The sequence below is a fragment of the Paenibacillus tyrphae genome (assembly GCF_027925525.1).
Classification (GTDB): Bacteria; Bacillota; Bacilli; order Paenibacillales; family NBRC-103111; genus Paenibacillus_G; species Paenibacillus_G tyrfis_B.
Window position 1 is genome coordinate 1 of sequence record NZ_BSDJ01000050.1, and the last position, 16,993, is coordinate 16,993.

General features: G+C 47.0%; 17 protein-coding genes and 1 pseudogene. 15 read left to right on the forward strand and 3 right to left on the reverse strand.

Going from position 1 to position 16,993, the window contains the following annotated elements; all coding sequences use genetic code 11:
• Positions 1 to 104: 104 nt before the first annotated feature.
• The 3 genes and pseudogenes from QMG93_RS33575 to QMG93_RS33585 all read left to right on the forward strand — a co-directional run.
• Positions 105 to 679, forward strand: a pseudogene (locus QMG93_RS33575) (hypothetical protein); the annotation flags it as partial.
• Between the two features lie 258 nt (positions 680 to 937).
• Positions 938 to 1,963 carry a CBM35 domain-containing protein gene (locus QMG93_RS33580; RefSeq protein ID WP_281944270.1) on the forward strand — a complete coding sequence of 342 codons (1,026 nt, stop codon included), beginning with the start codon at positions 938 to 940 and terminating at the stop codon, positions 1,961 to 1,963.
• A gap of 336 nt (positions 1,964 to 2,299) precedes the next feature.
• On the forward strand, positions 2,300 to 2,776 hold the full coding sequence (locus QMG93_RS33585; RefSeq protein ID WP_281944271.1) for a hypothetical protein: 477 nt from the start codon (positions 2,300 to 2,302) through the stop codon (positions 2,774 to 2,776).
• A gap of 267 nt (positions 2,777 to 3,043) precedes the next feature.
• Here QMG93_RS33585 and QMG93_RS33590 read toward each other — a convergent pair whose 3' ends face one another.
• Complete coding sequence (locus tag QMG93_RS33590; RefSeq protein ID WP_281944272.1) at positions 3,044 to 3,451, reverse strand: hypothetical protein; 408 nt, start codon at positions 3,449 to 3,451, stop codon at positions 3,044 to 3,046.
• Positions 3,452 to 3,627: 176 nt separating this feature from the next.
• On the opposite strand from QMG93_RS33590, the gene QMG93_RS33595 reads away from it, so the two are divergent.
• On the forward strand, positions 3,628 to 4,716 hold the full coding sequence (locus QMG93_RS33595; RefSeq protein ID WP_281944273.1) for a YncE family protein: 1,089 nt from the start codon (positions 3,628 to 3,630) through the stop codon (positions 4,714 to 4,716).
• A 120-nt stretch (positions 4,717 to 4,836) separates the two neighbouring features.
• On the opposite strand, the gene tnpB is transcribed toward QMG93_RS33595, so the two are convergent.
• The gene (tnpB, locus tag QMG93_RS33600; RefSeq protein ID WP_281944274.1) at positions 4,837 to 5,946 is read right to left on the reverse strand and encodes an IS200/IS605 family element RNA-guided endonuclease TnpB; all 1,110 of its coding nucleotides are present in this window, start codon (positions 5,944 to 5,946) and stop codon (positions 4,837 to 4,839) included.
• A gap of 230 nt (positions 5,947 to 6,176) precedes the next feature.
• On the opposite strand from tnpB, the gene QMG93_RS33605 reads away from it, so the two are divergent.
• The 8 genes from QMG93_RS33605 to QMG93_RS33640 all read left to right on the forward strand — a co-directional run bounded on the left by QMG93_RS33605 (position 6,177) and on the right by QMG93_RS33640 (position 13,990).
• Positions 6,177 to 6,650: a MarR family transcriptional regulator gene (locus QMG93_RS33605; protein WP_281944275.1), complete on the forward strand. Its 474-nt coding sequence runs from the start codon at positions 6,177 to 6,179 to the stop codon at positions 6,648 to 6,650.
• A 156-nt stretch (positions 6,651 to 6,806) separates the two neighbouring features.
• Positions 6,807 to 8,039 carry an MFS transporter gene (locus tag QMG93_RS33610; protein ID WP_281944276.1) on the forward strand — a complete coding sequence of 411 codons (1,233 nt, stop codon included), beginning with the start codon at positions 6,807 to 6,809 and terminating at the stop codon, positions 8,037 to 8,039.
• 108 nt (positions 8,040 to 8,147) lie between these two features.
• Complete coding sequence (locus QMG93_RS33615) at positions 8,148 to 9,104, forward strand: 3'-5' exoribonuclease YhaM family protein (protein WP_281944277.1); 957 nt, start codon at positions 8,148 to 8,150, stop codon at positions 9,102 to 9,104.
• Positions 9,105 to 9,424: 320 nt separating this feature from the next.
• Positions 9,425 to 10,585, forward strand: coding sequence for an ABC transporter substrate-binding protein (locus QMG93_RS33620; RefSeq protein ID WP_281944297.1), 1,161 nt, complete (start codon positions 9,425 to 9,427; stop codon positions 10,583 to 10,585).
• Between the two features lie 92 nt (positions 10,586 to 10,677).
• The gene (locus QMG93_RS33625; RefSeq protein WP_281944278.1) at positions 10,678 to 11,553 is read left to right on the forward strand and encodes a branched-chain amino acid ABC transporter permease; all 876 of its coding nucleotides are present in this window, start codon (positions 10,678 to 10,680) and stop codon (positions 11,551 to 11,553) included.
• Positions 11,554 to 11,564: 11 nt separating this feature from the next.
• Entirely contained in the window at positions 11,565 to 12,515 is a 951-nt protein-coding gene (locus QMG93_RS33630) for a branched-chain amino acid ABC transporter permease (RefSeq protein ID WP_281944279.1), read from the forward strand.
• Complete coding sequence (locus tag QMG93_RS33635; RefSeq protein WP_281944280.1) at positions 12,505 to 13,308, forward strand: ABC transporter ATP-binding protein; 804 nt, start codon at positions 12,505 to 12,507, stop codon at positions 13,306 to 13,308. Before QMG93_RS33630 ends, QMG93_RS33635 begins: the two co-directional genes overlap by 11 nt.
• Positions 13,286 to 13,990, forward strand: coding sequence for an ABC transporter ATP-binding protein (locus QMG93_RS33640; RefSeq protein WP_281944281.1), 705 nt, complete (start codon positions 13,286 to 13,288; stop codon positions 13,988 to 13,990). The genes QMG93_RS33635 and QMG93_RS33640 overlap by 23 nt, the downstream gene beginning before the upstream one ends.
• Positions 13,991 to 14,116: 126 nt before the next feature.
• Here QMG93_RS33640 and QMG93_RS33645 read toward each other — a convergent pair whose 3' ends face one another.
• Positions 14,117 to 14,287 carry a hypothetical protein gene (locus tag QMG93_RS33645; RefSeq protein WP_281944298.1) on the reverse strand — a complete coding sequence of 57 codons (171 nt, stop codon included), beginning with the start codon at positions 14,285 to 14,287 and terminating at the stop codon, positions 14,117 to 14,119.
• Positions 14,288 to 14,468: 181 nt separating this feature from the next.
• On the opposite strand from QMG93_RS33645, the gene QMG93_RS33650 reads away from it, so the two are divergent.
• The 3 genes from QMG93_RS33650 to QMG93_RS33660 all read left to right on the forward strand — a co-directional run bounded on the left by QMG93_RS33650 (position 14,469) and on the right by QMG93_RS33660 (position 16,973).
• The gene (locus tag QMG93_RS33650; protein WP_281944282.1) at positions 14,469 to 14,912 is read left to right on the forward strand and encodes a cell wall hydrolase; all 444 of its coding nucleotides are present in this window, start codon (positions 14,469 to 14,471) and stop codon (positions 14,910 to 14,912) included.
• Between the two features lie 319 nt (positions 14,913 to 15,231).
• Positions 15,232 to 16,521, forward strand: a complete 1,290-nt coding sequence (locus QMG93_RS33655) for a DEAD/DEAH box helicase (RefSeq protein WP_281944283.1) — start codon at positions 15,232 to 15,234, stop codon at positions 16,519 to 16,521.
• Positions 16,522 to 16,616: 95 nt separating this feature from the next.
• On the forward strand, positions 16,617 to 16,973 hold the full coding sequence (locus QMG93_RS33660; RefSeq protein ID WP_281944284.1) for a nucleotide excision repair endonuclease: 357 nt from the start codon (positions 16,617 to 16,619) through the stop codon (positions 16,971 to 16,973).
• Positions 16,974 to 16,993: the final 20 nt, after the last annotated feature.

Sequence of the window (16,993 nt, forward strand, 5' to 3'; positions counted from 1 at the left end):
TAAAGATCTGGGTTCAGCCCTTCAAGCTTATCTGCGATGGCGAAATAAAAACAAACGTCATGCTGCTATTTTACGTGAGCAAAACAAGATCAAGGTTGTCTGATGAGGCACTAGCGGAGAAATCCCGGAAGCTCTGGGATGTTTCTCCTGCCGATAAAGAGACATACTTCCCGATGATGCTGGTGAAAGTGCAGGGGCTCGTTCAAATGTATCCTGAAAAGCCCTCAGATGAAGATTAACCGAATTCGCAAGGCAACGGAAGAGGATGGGTATACGCTGACGGACTTTATCAGATCAGCACCTATTCAACCGATTGATCTGGTACATATGATCAAGCAAACGGCAGCAAGCATTCAGGACAGTGACATTAGAAGCGTGGTGGAGTTCTGTATCAGCAAGGTAGAAGAGAGGCTTATGCATTATCCGGCTGCGAAGGGAATGCATCATGCTTACTATGCAGGACTGGCTTATCATATATTTGTCTCATCACAATCTCGGGGAATGGGGCAGCCCGGTGCAGCCGCAAATACCCGAGGCCGTAGCGTTGCATTATATCGACACACTGGATGCAAAGCTTCAGGCTGTTGAGGATGCGTTAGATTCGCTGCCGGATTCGGAGGAATGGACGCAGCCACTTAAGATCATTGAGAATAAACAAATATATCGGATGAAAAAATAAACGATTTTTTCTATGGGTACATTAGAAGTCGCATATCATGCGGCTTTTTCGTTTTATGACATTGAGAAATATTACGGTAGGTGTCGGTTGCATTATTTGTGTAATCATTACTATTAAGCTGTAAATGTAAGGGGATGTTAGTATATTCCAAACGAAAGTGAGAAATGAACATACACATTAATAAGGTATATAAGTAAAATGATGGAAAATGGAGGGTATCCATTTAATAAACTATAACATAGAGGAGGTAATTTATTTATGAGAACGAAGCTTTTCCACACGTTTTTGGTCTTTTGTCTAGGTGTATTCATTTTGTTAACCGTTTGCTCAGTGTCGCCGGAACGTGTAAATGCGGCTTCCACGTCGTATGAGGCGGAAAACGGAACTATGAGCGGAACGGCGAACTCAGTTACTTGTGCGGCTTGCTCCGGCGGTTTCAAGGTTGGGCATATTGGCGGCAGCTCGACGAATTATGTGACACAGAATGTCAATGTAGTTAGAAACGGATCGTACAATATGGATATCTACTTCCTAGTAAACGGTACGCGAGACTTATACATCAGTGTCAATGGCGGAACAGGAACGCAAAAAACGCTGAGTGGTTCAAGCTGGGGCACCCCTGTAAAAACGTCTGTGACGGTACAGTTGAATGCCGGAAACAATACGATTAAATTTTACAATCATGCGGCGAATTCGCCGGATTTGGACCGTATTGTTATAGCTAGCAGTTCAGTTACGGCAGGCTGGACCGAGATACCTTGGGACACGAATTCTTATTACGTACAGAACAGGACAGGAGCGCCTATGTCCGAACGATTTTGGATCGTAAATGGTGTTTATACTACCCGGGTTTACGCAGGTGAGGAGCGGGTTGAGATGCGCTGGGATAATTGGACCGATCAAAACAAAGACAATATGTGGGAGGCCGACGTCATGTTCGAGCCTGGAACGGAAAAGACCGCCATTATGCAGATCAAGAGCAACACTGGCGGCGAACCGATCTATATTCAGGCAACGGCCGATGGCAACCTTCGCAACAATGGCGATCCTACTAACATCGCGACAAACATGGCAGGCACTTGGTTTAATCTCAAATGTGCCTTTAATCCTGCAACTGGTGTAGCTCGCATCTGGATCAACGATGTTTTGGTAAAAACTCGACAGTACAATACTACTGACCGTGCTTGGTACTTCAAGAACGGAACGTACAACAACGGAATTTCGAAGGGCAATTATTCCGAGGCGCACTTCAAGAACTTGCGAATGTATCGAAAAGACAATTAGGAATAACACATACCTGCATGAGCGGATTCTTGATTCAGAGAATTCGCTCATTTTCATGCAAATGCAAAGAGATTGAAAAAGGTCGCAGCGGTTGCCTGCTGTCGGGAGGTGTTTTATGAACTATCAACCTGTTCCTACTGCTCAAGCAGATTAAAGAATCATTCATTGTTAACATAAAAATTATTATGTAAACAAAATACGTGTTTTTATCTACAAAAAAGCTGTTTAATGTTACATAAGTTTCTTTTTATATTTTAAATTTACATATATAACTATATATGGTACATTAAAGTGGATAACGCTTTGTATTCAAATTCACTATGGGGAGGTATTTGAATGAATTTGAAAAAAGTTGTATCTGTTTTGGTTCTTGGTGGAAGCATGGCTTTGTTGTCACAATCCGTTTTTGCAACAAACAGTCCCGCAGTATATATTGGAAAAGAACAAAAAGTTCAAACAAATGAGGTTGTTACTCCAAGTCGCACTTTTGCGCTGGGCACTATTTTCCTTGATGTTTTCCTGCAACCCGGTGCACGTGTATCGTCATGGGATAATGGTCAAATTTACAATTCAACGTATCCACACACAGTAACTTGGCGGATTGAGCAAAGAAAAGCTAATCAAGGTGATCCGGATCCAGATGTTACGTACAGACTCAAAGCGACTAACGGCGAACCCAATATTAGGATCGACTTAGTAGGAAAGGACAAACGTTTCCTACAAGTTCAACTTGGAGTGGGACAATATTATATAGAAGCTAGAAACTGGGGAAATTCGGTTGCTGACGTATACTCTACTTTGGGTAACCCATAGTATATAAAAATAGGAATTTGCCATTAAGAAGTGGCAAATTCCTATTTTTATGACTCTTATTGCTGAAAAAACGAAATTCGTCGTCTAACTATTGAACTAAAAGGTTGCGTGTTTCTTGTAAAACAGTTGTTTAGTAGAGGTGTTTTCATGAAAAGCAACTGTCGGGTGACAAGAAGATTATCTCATTTAAAGCCGTATAAATACCGGCTTTTTTTGATTTATGGGATAAAGTTCTTATCAAAATCCTTTCTTTGCGCTGCAGGGAGCTTATTCCTCATTTTCGCGTTCGCACATAACTTCAGTGAACAAATTTAATGGAAACAGAGTAGGAACTACCGGGCCCGGGAGCTTGACAAACTCGACAAAATCTCTTCCGACGCGGATTAATTTGCCGCGCAGCTCTCCTATATCTTCTGCAGTGGCCGTCACATCAAAGGGCTTTTCTGTTTTAACGCGCTCGTTCAGGACGATAAAGAAGGATGTTTTGATAACCACTTCCGTTCGCCCCACTGTAAAAGATAACGACGTCACGTTGGAGAGCTTACCTGTCGTTTTTGTCAGCTCTGGAAATCCTGGTTGGAACACGGTTACCGTCCGACCCACAAGCGGTTGTAAGCGTTGAACCAACGTGATGTTCTGAGGGGCCGGACAGCCATGAATGCTGATATCACTCATAAAATCTCCTCCTGTAAGAAACTGACTAACACTTAATTTTATGTTGAGCCCGAAATTATGTTTGGGCGGATCGTACGAGGGACATCCGACAGATGCTTTCCAAGAAGTTTCGTCGGGATTTTTCGTTTGCCTGCTAAAGGCATATAACCAAACATCTTGCATCGGTCCTGAATAAAATGAAAAAAATATGGAATGCCCATAAGGAGGAGATTCCGATTAGCGCAATAAGAGTCATTAAGACGATACGAGTGGGGGAGGGCCCTACCGATATTGTATTAAACCAACGCACAAACAAGCTGTACGTGGCGAACAACAGGAGCGACAGCGTATCGGTCATTAACAGCGGAACCAATCGAGTCATCGCAACCATCAAAGGTGTGACGGATGCGGCTACTGTTGCCGTCAACCCGTTTACGAACCGGATTTACGTCGCCGGATCAGGGGGGAAATTATTCATCATCGACGGCAGGACGGATACTCTTATCAAAACGTTCAACGTCGGAGGAGCTTTTACATCGATTGCGGTAAATGTGCGTACCAATCTGATCTACTCGCTGAACATACTGAAAAACGCTGTAACCGTCATTGACGGCAGGCGCAAAAAAATTGTGGCGACCATAAAAGTCGGTAAGCAGAACCCGGCTGCTGCGTTGCCAGATACGGTCGGTGTCAATCCATTCGTCAATCGCATCTTCGTCTTGAATACAGGTGCGAATACAATGTCCGTTATCGACGGATGCACGAATAAGGTGGTCAAGACGATCAAAATCGGGAATAAACCTTCCTCGCTTGCCATTAATTTACGTACGGACCGGATCTATGCCGTGACTTCAACGAAGGCTGGCACTGTCGCCGTCGTCGACGGGCGCAATAATAAGCTGATTAAGATCATCTCAGGTGTTGGCAGCGTCGGTACCATGGGCATCAACGAGGTCACAAACCGGATTTATGCACCGGATGATACGACGGGCAGCCGAAACGTGGCGGTCATCAACGGCGCCAACAACAAAGTGATCGCTACGGTCGTGAACGGTGAATCTCCGGTGCTGGCACTCGTGAACAGGAAGCTGAATCGTATTTACGTTGCCACCGCCATTGGGGACACGTCTCGAGAAAGAGTATTCGTCATTAACGGGGCGAATAACAAGATCATAGCCAACGTCCGAGTCGGGCTCAGCACATTATCAGGTGTCGTCAACGAGAAGAACAATCGCGTTTATATGGCGAATCAAGGCGAGAACACGATATCGGTTATAGCGGGGTAATCATAATAGAATTTTTGAACACTCCCACCACCTGTGCTAATGGCGTTGAGGTGGGGAATTCTTGCGAACAGAGAAGCATTCTTCTCTTCTTGAGCAAGCGATCCCTGCGGTTCCCGCAGTTCAGTTGGCCTTCGCCAACAAACGCAGTCCTTCTTGCAAGATGTTCATGCTGGCATTGTGGTCACGGTCATGGTTCGTCCCGCATCCTGAGCAGGTCCACACTCGCAAGTTTAGATTTTTCACTTCGGGGTTGCGCGATTGGCATACATGACAAAGTTGACTGCTTGGATAGTTTTTGGCGACCATGCTGATCGTGCGACCATACCACGTTGCTTTATATTCCAGCATCGTGCGAAGGGTTGACCAGCTCGCTTCGGCAATGGACTTTGCTAACTTGTGATTTTTCATTAGATTTTGAACCTGCAAATCTTCCAGACAGATCGTTTGGTTTTCACGAATCCACTTGGTCGAGAGCTGATGTAGAAAATCTTGCCGAGCGTTAGCGATTCGCTCATGTATGCGAGCGACTTTTTGCTTCGCTTTTCGATAGCCCGATCCACCTTTTAGTCGACGAGACAAACGTCGCTGCCAAAACGCAAGTTGCTTTTCGTAGGTGCGCAGGTACTTGGGGCTCAGAGCGTTTTCTCCGCTGCTGCAAACGGCAAACGACTTGATGCCGAGGTCTATGCCAATGGCGGTATCCACGTGAGGAAGCGGCTGGATGTCTACTTCACACAGGATCGAAACGAAATACTTGCCTGTGCCGTTTCGACGCACCGTAGCAGACAAGATCCGTCCTTCGATTTCACGGGATTTGGCAAAGCGCACCCATCCCAACTTCGGAAGCTTCAGCAGATCGCAGGCAACGGCAATATTGCCGTTCGTGAACTTCGTGGTGTAGCTTTGGACGGGATTGCGTTTGCTCTTGAAACGAGGCGGATCGTTTTGCTTTCGAAAGAAGCGATCAAACGCATCGGCCAGGCTGCGAACGGCGGATTGCAAAGCAATGCTGTCCGCGTCCTTGAGCCAAGGCCATTCCTTTTTCAACGCTGGCAGCCCGGTTGCACGGGTCTGGTAAGACAAGCCTCTGCCTGTTTCTTGGAAGGTGGCGTTCCACCTCGCAAGGAAGTGGTTAAAGACAAAGCGAGCGCATCCAAACATCTGATGGATCAGAGTCGTTTGCTCCTCCGTAGGGTAGATGCGAAAGCGAAAAGCTTTATGATGCAACATGCGAGCATTTACCTCTTTTGGTGATTTTATTACAATCATAGCACGTATGTTCGCACTCGTACACAAGAAATGCTGATTCATCTCCCCCTTATCGAAGAGGGAGTCTTCTCAGCCTTAACGATAAATTATCAGAGTGGGAGCAGGACTTCCACTCTGTTTTTGTTTTTGGTAAGGTAGAGGTATGGAGACGAACATTCTTGTTAATGCACCAACGGGTGGGAGGACAGGCCATGAACAAAAAAGAACAGGTCATAGTGGGGTTCAGGGACTTATTCAACAAGATGGTTTGGCTTAATAAGTTTAAGATGGAAGACCGTCTTAGGGGTTATAAGCCTTCCGAAGTACATTGCATCGAATACATTGAAAGAAATGTAGATTCCAACGTGACAAAACTTGCAGAGTCCCTTTATATGACTACAGGTGCCATAAGTAAAATAACGAAGAAGCTCATAAAAAAAGGCCTTATCGAAAGCTACCAGAAGCCGGATAACAAGAAAGAAATCTATTTCAGGCTTACGGAGCAAGGAAAAGTAATTGATAAAATCCATGAGGAACTGCACAGAGAGTTTCAAGAGCGGGATAAAGCCGTATTTGATCAGGTAACCGAAGAACAATTTGACAGTATGCTTAGCTTCGTGGAAAAGTATAGCAGGCATTTGGATGCAGAAATAAAGAAGCAGGGTATAGATTTTAATTCGGATTAAAGTTGAATAATGAAAATGAAACCACAGGCAGCCGGGCTCTATTGAGAACGGCTGCATTTTTATTGCTTTTATTTTGTTGCCAAGGAAGCAAAATAATGATACGATGTTTTTGCTTCCAAGGAAGCGAAATCATTACTTTTTGAGGGGAGAATTTAAGTGTTGAAATTTAGATCACACAATGAACAGAACACAGAACAAGCTGTAGATAAAAAGGCTTTACTATTCGGTCTTATGTCTGTGTTTCTTTGCGGAATAGGCTTCAGTATCATAACACCCGTCGTCCCATTTTTAGTGCAGCCTTATATAAGCAATCCGGGAGATCAAGCCATAGTTGTTACGCTGCTGACCTCTGTTTATGCAGTCTGCGTGTTTTTTGCGGCCCCCGGACTTGGAGCTTTGAGCGACAGATATGGCCGTCGTCCATTACTCTTAGTATGCCTTTTGGGTTCCGCACTCGGGTACTTCGTTTTTGGCATGGGAGGAGCTCTATGGGTACTATTTGCCGGGCGCATAATCGAAGGTATAGCAGGCGGGAGCATAAGCACTCTCTTCGCATATTTTGCAGACATCACTCCTAGAGAACAGCGCACCAAATACTTTGGGTGGGTGAGTGCGGTTGCAGGTGCAGGCTCTGCCATTGGCCCAGCTCTAGGCGGGTTGATTGCCAAGTTTGGTTATTCTGCACCTATGTATTTTGGTGCCATAATAACTTTATTAAATGTTGTTTATGGATACTTTTTTATGTCTGAGAGCCTTGACAAGAATAATAGACTGAAAAAGATTACCTTTGTAAGACTGAATCCATTCACACAGCTTGTAAACGTACTTTCCATGAAAAACTTAAAAAGGCTGCTTGTTTCAGCGTTCTTAATTTGGATGCCCAACGGATCTTTACAAGCCGTTTTTTCACAATTTACAATAGATACTTTCAATTGGGCACCTGCACTAATCGGGCTTATGTTTTCAATTATGGGCGTCCAAGACATCATTTCCCAAGGCTTCATCATGCCAAAGCTTTTGAAAAAACTCAGTGATGCACAGATCGCAATTCTTGGAATGGCTTCGGAGATTATAGGCTACAGTCTTATTGCAGCTTCGGCTTTGTTCTCATTCTATCCTCTTGTTATCGCTGGAATGTTTATATTTGGTTTTGGCGATTCGATCTTCGGGCCTTCATTCAATGGGATGCTCTCCAAGTCTGTCGATTCTCGCGAACAAGGAAGGATTCAAGGGGGGAGCCAATCTATTCAGGCTTTAGCAAGAATAATTGGGCCTATCTTTGGGGGTCAAATCTATGTATCACTTGGTCATGCCGCACCCGCTTTTATGGGGATGATCCTTATAGCAGCGGCAATACCAGTTTTGTATAAGGGTACGCATATGGAATGACAATGCAACAGAGCCATTTGCGGCAATTTCAGCGGCAAGATTAAGAAGGCAATAAAGCGTGTGTTGTCGAATTAACTCATAAACCACATTGTAAGGAGCGACAATACTGTGACTTTGATAAAAACCTTTACCGAGGGTGACGAAATCATCGGATTTTATTTGCTGAAGAACGCCGTTATCAAGCAAACGAATTCAACACCTCCAAAAGATTATTTTGATTTTGTCTTGGCTGATACTAGTGGAGAGATTCCAGCGAAGCTCTGGGAGGTTACTCCTGTCGATAAAGAGACATATTTCCCGATGATGCTAGTGAAGGTGCAGGGACTTGTTCAATTGTATCGTGAAAAGCCTCAGATGAAGATAAACCGAATTCGGAAGGCAACTGAGGAGGATGGGTATACGCTGACGGATTTTATCAGATCAGCACCGATTCAACCGGTAGATCTTGTACATATGATCAAGCAAACTGCTGCAAGCATTCAGGATAGCGAACTTAGAAGCGTGGTGGAGTTCTGTATCTGCAAGGTAGAAGAGGGGCTTATGCATTATCCGGCTGCTAAGGGAATGCATCACGCTTACTATGCGGGGCTAGCTTATCATATTTGCCGGATGCTGGAGCTCGGTGAATTTGTGGCAAAGCAGCGTCCTTTCCTTAATCTCGACCTAATCAAAGCCGGCATTATTTTGCACGACATAGCAAAACCTGAGGAGATGAACGCAGAGCTCGGGATTGTGACGGATTATAGCTTTAAAGGGAAGCTGCTGGGGCATATTTCGTTAGCGGCAAACTGGATTATTGAAGCTGCTATTGCTTTGGATTTGGATATCTCGAGTGAGAAAATCGTTATACTCCAACACTTGGTTCTTTCTCATCACAATCTCGGAGAATGGGGCAGTCCGGTGCAGCCGCAAATACCTGAGGCCGTAGCGCTGCATTATATCGATACGCTGGATGCAAAGCTTCAGGCTGTTGAGGATGCATTAGATTCGACGCCTGATTCGGAGGAGTGGACGCAGCCACTTAGGATCATTGAGAATAAACCAATTTACCGGATGAGAAAATAAATGCATCCTGGCGTTAGTTGGATAGCTGCCGATATTCCCCAGGCAGCTTTTTCCGTGCTAAAGGACTAGTACAAATGTGCATACCGCGTAAATCGCGGTTTTTTTTATTTTACCAGCTAATAATGAATATCTTCAAATACCTCTTGAAATAAACCATTGGATGTAGTACTAGTTGCTCGCGCTGAATAATAGTATTAAGAACAACTGCATGTTTTTACACATACGCTTACACCAATAGGGAATGGAACGCCATGAGGAGGGTATTTATGAAACAGCAACGTAGGGGAAAAGGAACTAGGACAAAAGCGCTGCATCTGCTAATGGGGTTCGCGCTAGCGGGACTCGTAGCGGGATGCGGAGGGACGCAAGGAGAGACGGGAAAGTCGGCCGATGCGTTAGCAGGGGACGTTATTAAAATCGGAGCCAACTTAGAGCTTTCCGGTTCGGTAGCTTCATACGGTCAGTCGATTGCCGAGGGTATCGATCTGGCTGTCGAAAACTTGAACAAAAGCGGCGGCATTAACGGTAAGAAATTGGCAGTCATCAAAGTGGACAATAAGTCGGATGCGGCTGAAGCAACCAACGCGGCGATTAAATTGACCAGTCAAGATAAGGTGGCAGCTATTATCGGCGCAGCCACTAGCGGCAATACGGTTGCGCAGGCGCAAGTCGCAACCAATAACAAAACCGTGCTTCTGACGCCTACAGGCACCAGTCTGAATATCACTGCGAAAGCGGACGGGAGCGTCAACGATTATATGTTCCGGACCTGCTTTATCGATCCGTTTCAAGGTCGCGTTGCCGCCAACTTTGCAGCCGGCGAACTGAAGGTGAAGTCGGCGGCGATCTTTGCAGACAGTGCCAGTGAGTATGCGAAAGGGCTGGCGGCTTCTTTCAAAGAAACGTTCACGAAGGGCGGAGGGACGATCGTTGCCCAAGAAGCGTATGTCGCGAAGGACACCGATTTCCGCGCGACATTGACTCGCATTAAATCGCTGAACCCGGATTCGATCTTTATCCCCGGCTATTATGAAGAAGTAGGCTTGATCGTGAAGCAAGCGCGCGAATTGGGAATTACCATACCGCTTATCGGAGCTGACGGATGGGATTCTCCCAAATTAGTGGATTTGGCTGGCGCCGCTGCTTTGAATAATACGTATATCGCCAATCATTATTCGTCCGAAGACCCGGATAAGATGATTCAGGATTTTGTCCAAGCGTACAAAGGCAAGTACAGCGGCAAATCTCCGGACGGGTTTAGCGCCTTAGGCTACGATTCGGTCTATTTGTTGGCGGACGGCATCAAGCGCGCGGGCTCGACCGACGGAAGCAAAATTAAGGACGCTTTAGCGCAAACGAAAGATTTGCAGTTGGTTACCGGCAAAATTACGGTCGATAAGCAGCACAATCCGATCAAGACGGCAACTGTGCTGGAATATAAAGATGGGAAGCAAACGTTTAGAACTAAAGTGAATCCATAAAGCATTCGACAGGGCCACGGGGGGGCCTCCTCCCGTTGCGCTTTTTGAAGATCAATCAAATTCGAGTCTGAGCGGTTCGGAGGTTGAGTGTGATGGACTGGGCACAGCAGATTGTCAACGGCATTTCGCTCGGGAGCATTTATGCGTTAATTGCGCTGGGATACACGATGGTTTATGGCATTATCAAACTGATTAATTTCGCTCATGGCGATGTCTTCATGATTGGTGCGTTTGTTGGCTTTTATGCAATTAAGGGATGGGGCATGGGTATCGTCCCCGCTTTGCTGCTCTCGATGGTGGTGTGCGCAATTCTTGGCGTGGTGATTGAAAAGGTCGCCTACAAGCGGCTGCGGAACGCGACGAGAATCGCTGCGTTGATTACGGCAATCGGCGTATCGCTTCTTATTGAATACGGCACGCTTTATCTTCGTGGCGCCCAACCTGAAGCTTACCCGAACGCATTCCCGAATCAGTTTTTTACTATTTTTGGCGCCTCGATCAGCAGCCAATCGCTGTATATTTTGCTGATTTCTATCGTCTTAATGATCATTTTGCAATGGGTGGTGTATCGGACTCGAATTGGCAAGGCGATGCGCGCCGTATCTTATGACGCGGAAGCAGCACGTTTGATGGGCGTCCAAGTAGACCGGACGATATCGGCTACTTTCGCCATCGGTTCTGCACTGGCAGGAGCAGCAGGCGTTATCTTCGGGATGTACTATACGAAAATAGAACCGTTGATGGGCGTCGTCCCTGGACTCAAAGCTTTCGTTGCCGCTGTTCTGGGCGGTATCGGCATTATTCCCGGTGCCGTCATCGGCGGCCTCGTGCTGGGAACGGTAGAAACGTTTGTAAGCGCTTTGGGCTATTCTCCGTGGAGGGATGCCGCGGCCTTTATTATTCTTATTTTGATCCTGATTTTCAGACCGTCTGGCGTGCTGGGGAAAAATATGCGAGAGAAAGTTTAGGTGACGCAGAGATGAAAAATAAGGCAGCATTTTGGTTATTTCTCATTCTATCTGCAGTCACTTATGGCAGCGTTCAATTGCTGATCAGCGTGGAATGGTTAACCTCTTTTTATACGAATGCCTTGATTTTTATCGCGATCAATATAATCTTAGCCGTCAGCCTGCATCTGGTCATTGGGATAACGGGGCAGTTTTCTATCGGCCATGCCGGGTTTTTAGCTGTTGGCGCCTATGTCGCTGCTATGGCGACCATGAAATTTCATCTTCCGTTTCCTGTCGCATTGCTAGCCGGAGGAGCCGTGGCTGCATGTTCAGGCTTGCTGGTCGGCATACCGAGCTTGCGCCTGAAGGGCGATTATTTGGCGATTGCCACGCTGGGCTTCGGCGAGATTATTCGGGTCGTATTCATTAACATGGAATATGTCGGGGGCGCGGCCGGCATGCAGGTGGCGCATTTGACAACCTGGACAACGACGTTCTTATGTCTCTTTATTACCATGCTGGTCATTATGAACTTTACGAATTCAACACATGGACGGGCATGCATATCGATCCGTGAAAATGAAATTGCCGCCGATGCGATGGGGATCAACACCACGTACTACAAAGTGGTCGCCTTTACGATCGGTTCTTTTTTCGCGGGAATTGCCGGCGGGCTGTATGCCCATAACTTTTATATGATTCAACCGACAAATTTCGGGTTTTTGAAGTCGTTTGACATCTTAATCTTTGTCGTTCTAGGAGGGCTAGGTAGTTTATCGGGCGCCGTCTTGGCGGCGATATTGCTGACCATTGTGTCTACCTTCCTGCAAGGCTATCCGGAAACGCGAATGATTATTTACAGCGTCATCCTGATCGTTGTCATGCTGTATCGGCCGCAGGGATTGATGGGGACCACGGAAATAACCTCATACTTGCGCAAGTGGACGGCGATAAAACGGAGGGATGCGTATGGAAAATAACCCATTGCTCCACGTTCGCGGTGTCAGTATGCAATTTGGCGGGTTGAAAGCCGTTTCCGGTCTTCATATGGAAATCCGCAAAGGCGAGCTGGTAGGGCTTATCGGACCGAATGGGGCCGGAAAAACGACCAGTTTTAATTTGTTGACCGGTGTGTACGTACCGACAGAAGGAGAAATCTTACTTGAAGGAAAGCGACTGAACGGTCTTGCTCCTTATCAAATTACCCGCATGGGCATTAGCCGGACTTTCCAAAATATTCGCCTTTTTAATGAGATTTCCGTATTGGACAACGTAAAAATCGCCTACCATTCCTTGGCCAAGCATTCGATGGTGAGCTCTATTTTGCGGCTTCCGTCCCATTTTGCCGGTGAGAAAGAAATGGAAGAGAAGGCGATTCAGTTTCTGCGGATGTTCCAATTGGAAACTTGCCTGCATGAAACGGCTAAGAACTTGCCTTACGGACAACAGCGCCGTCTGGAAATCGTCAGGGCGTTGGCCGCCGGGCCCAAGTTGCTCTTGCTGGACGAACCTGCGGCAGGCATGAATCAACAAGAGACGCACCAGCTCATGGAATTGATCGCGTTTATCCGCCATGAACTGGATTTGACGATCTTGTTGATTGAGCATGATATGAAGCTGGTCATGGGCATCTGCGAGCGGATTTACGTACTGGATCACGGACAGCTTATTGCGCAAGGAACGCCGGAGGACATCCGCAACCATGTCAAGGTGATCGAGGCCTACTTGGGAGAGGAGGTAGCAAGCAACCATGTTGAACCTGGAGCAAATTGATGTGTACTACGGGCATATTCAAGCTCTGAAAGGGGTCACGCTGGATGTTCGTCATGGCGAAATTGTTACCTTGATTGGAGCCAACGGGGCAGGCAAAAGTACACTTTTGAAAACGATTTCTGGTCTGCTAAAGCCTAACCGGGGTTCCATCCATTATACCGGCGTTTCGATGAACGGGAAAACGGCGCAAGATATTGTCAAAGCGGGAATTTCCCATGTACCGGAAGGCCGCCGTGTGTTTGCGAATATGTCCGTGCTGGAAAATTTGGAATTGGGCGCCTACGTTAGAAGAGATACCATTGGTATTCGGCATGATTTGCAAAAAGTATTCGAACTCTTCCCGCGTCTGCATGAGCGTCGCAAGCAGCTATCCGGGACGCTGTCCGGCGGTGAACAGCAAATGTTAGCTATGGGACGGGCGCTGATGGCGCGCCCCAAGCTCCTGCTGCTTGACGAGCCTTCCATGGGGCTTGCGCCGCTGCTTGTGAAAACGATTTTTGCCATTATCGAAGAAATCAATCGCAACGGCACAACTGTTCTGCTGGTGGAACAAAATGCCAATCTGGCGTTATCCATCGCCACCCGCGTTTATGTCATTGAAACAGGGAGCGTCGTCCTTTCCGGGACGCCGGAGGAGTTAGCCTCCAGTGAACAGGTCAAGATGGCTTATCTTGGCAGTTAGCCGTTGCTGTCGTTGAATGGCCATATTCGGTGGGACTTGGCCAATGCCGCTGTAGGCATCTTGCGAGCAGCCGTCTGCGGAGAGGATCTGTTCGACTTTGAGAGTAAAGGAGCCATGAAGGCTCCTTTACTGCTTCTGGTCGCGCAGGTGCGTCATCAGATCGTCCAGCGCATTGGACCAGCCGTCGTAAAAGTACTTATCGCCGGGGTGACCGGCCAATCCGCGCAGGTGGAAGATCATCTCGGTGCGGTCGCCCTGTGCGGTGAGGGTTAGGGACACGACAGGGGAATTCTCGATGGGATCATCGGGGTAACCCCAGGTGAAGACGAGCCGTTCGAAAGGTAAAGGTAGGGTAGAATTGCAACGCCATTTTCATCCATGGTTAACGGCTATTTATTATTTTTCTCTATTTTGCCAGAGTAACACATCCGCTTCACCTACAATATGATGAGTCTAGGAAATCTAAAGAGGTGAGCAAATGGCAGTCGTAAAAGCCAGGAAACGGGATATTGATATGTTGGCAAGGTTGCTTCGGGCTGAAGCTGAGACCGAAGGCGAACAGGGCATGCTCCTTGTTGGAAATGTTGGCATTAACCGAATAAGAGCGAATTGCTCCGATTTTAAAGGAATCCGGACAATTCCTCAAATGATCAACCAGCCGCATGCGTTCGAAGCGTTGCTACATGGGTTGTACTATCAAAATGCAAGAGAGAGGGAACGCCGTCTGGCGAGACAGGCTGTGAATGGGGTGCGGAATTGGCCAGCCAAATTCTCCCTATGGTATTTCCGTCCAGGGACGTTCGAAAATCCCGGACCATGTCCGCCAACTTGGTATAATCAGCCGCTCGCAGGACGATGGAAGAAGCACTGTTTTTATGAACCGACCGCGAAAGAATGTGAAAATGTATATAGTACGTTTTAATATTATAAACGAAAAGAGCTCAGGATGGAGAATAAGTTGTTGTCGGGTTAGAAGTTGAACTAACGGGTATCATAGCGTAATGACTAGGGAGCAGATCGCTGCGTGACAGCTGCTCCCTGTTTTCATTACTGTAACGGACAGCTTGTTGAATATTAATTCCAGTGAACCGTATCACAAATGACGCAAATTTTTATGATAAAACAGGGAAGCCCAAGTAGAAAATTGCCGTTACAGAGAATGCAGCGCGCCACCTCGTATATGGTGTATAATACAAGAAGTGAAACTTCCGCATCGACGGTGGCATAACGAAGGAGATTTTATGACATTTGAACAATTGAAACTGATTCCCCCCATTCTTAAAGCGTTGGCTAAGGAAAATTATACACAGCCCACTCCCATACAGGAGCAGGCAATTCCGCCGGTGCTGGCGGGCCGTGATTTGTTCGGCTGCGCTCAGACAGGGACCGGCAAGACAGCGGCGTTCTTGCTGCCAATTATCCAACTGCTGAGTGCGCAGCAGGGACGACCGAGCGGCAAGCGCGTCATTCGTTCGCTGATCCTGACGCCTACGCGAGAGCTGGCCATTCAGATATCCGACAACTTTAAAGCTTACGGACGCTTTTTGAATCTGCGAAGTGCCGTGATTGTAGGCGGCGTCTCGCAAAAAGCACAGGAGCAGGCGCTTGAGCAAGGCATGGATATACTGATAGCGACGCCTGGCCGACTGATCGACCTGATGAACCAAGGGTTCGCCGATCTGCGTCACGTGCAGATTCTCGTGCTGGACGAAGCAGACCGCATGCTAGATATGGGCTTCATTCACGACATGAGAAGGATCATCGCCAAGCTGCCTGCCAAACGACAGACGCTGTTCTTTTCGGCGACGATGCCGCCCGAGATCACGTCTCTGGTAGACTCACTGCTGACGAATCCAATGAAAATCGAAATTACGCCCGTTTCCTCGACCGCGGAGCGGATCAAGCAGGCACTCTACTTTGTGGACAAGCCGAATAAGCTGCCGCTGTTGATCGACCTGCTACAAGACAAGTCGATCGAGAGCGCGCTTGTGTTCACCCGTACGAAGCATGGTGCGGATCGGCTGGTGAGGGGCTTGACGAAGGCGAAGATTACCGCGCAGGCGATTCACGGCGACAAGTCGCAGAACGCCCGCCAAGCTGCGTTGAATAACTTCAAGCAAGGTGTGACTCGCATGCTGGTGGCGACAGATATTGCGGCCCGGGGCATCGACATCGAGGAGCTGTCGCACGTCATTAACTACAATTTGCCGAATATCCCGGAGACGTATGTACATCGGATCGGCCGCACCGGACGAGCGGGATTAAGCGGAATAGCGATTTCGTTTTGCGAGTACGAGGAGATTCCTTATCTGAAAGATATCGAGAAGCTGATCAAGCAGAAGATTCCGGTGATCGGGGATCATCCGTATCCGATGACTATTAATGAATCGACTCCGACGGCAGTTAGTGAGACCAGAACCAGCGTCACATCTTCCGAGGATCGTGTCACCCGCGGCCCTAATCGAAACGACTCTGCCGGCAGAAAAGGAACCTTCGAAGGTTCCGGCCGCCGCAGGAAACGGCGGTCCTAAATCAACATGACGACCGCAACAAGTAGGAGTATAGGTAGCTTTAATAATAGGTTATACCAATAAAGGAATGAATATTAAAAAGGGAGCGAATGTACATGATACAAATAACGATTCCAACACCGGATGTCACCATATACAAACAGAAAGACCCTGAGTTAAGCAATATTTATGGGTTTACGGATTTTCACCTGATTTCAAGAGATAAAGCGGGGATTTTTATGTTTTACAATGATCGGGATGAACTCCTATTCGTTGGCAAAGCACGAAAATTAAGACCCCGAATCAAAAAACATTTTGATGATACAGTATCCATCATGAAAAATTACAGGGGCGAAGTTGCCAAAATCGAGGTTTGTATTGTCGAGGACCCTGTTCATAGAGAAATTTATGAAACATTTATTATTAACGAACTCAAGGCCAGATACAATGTAGATAAAGTGTTTTACAAATAAGGAATCGAATAGCTTCCAGA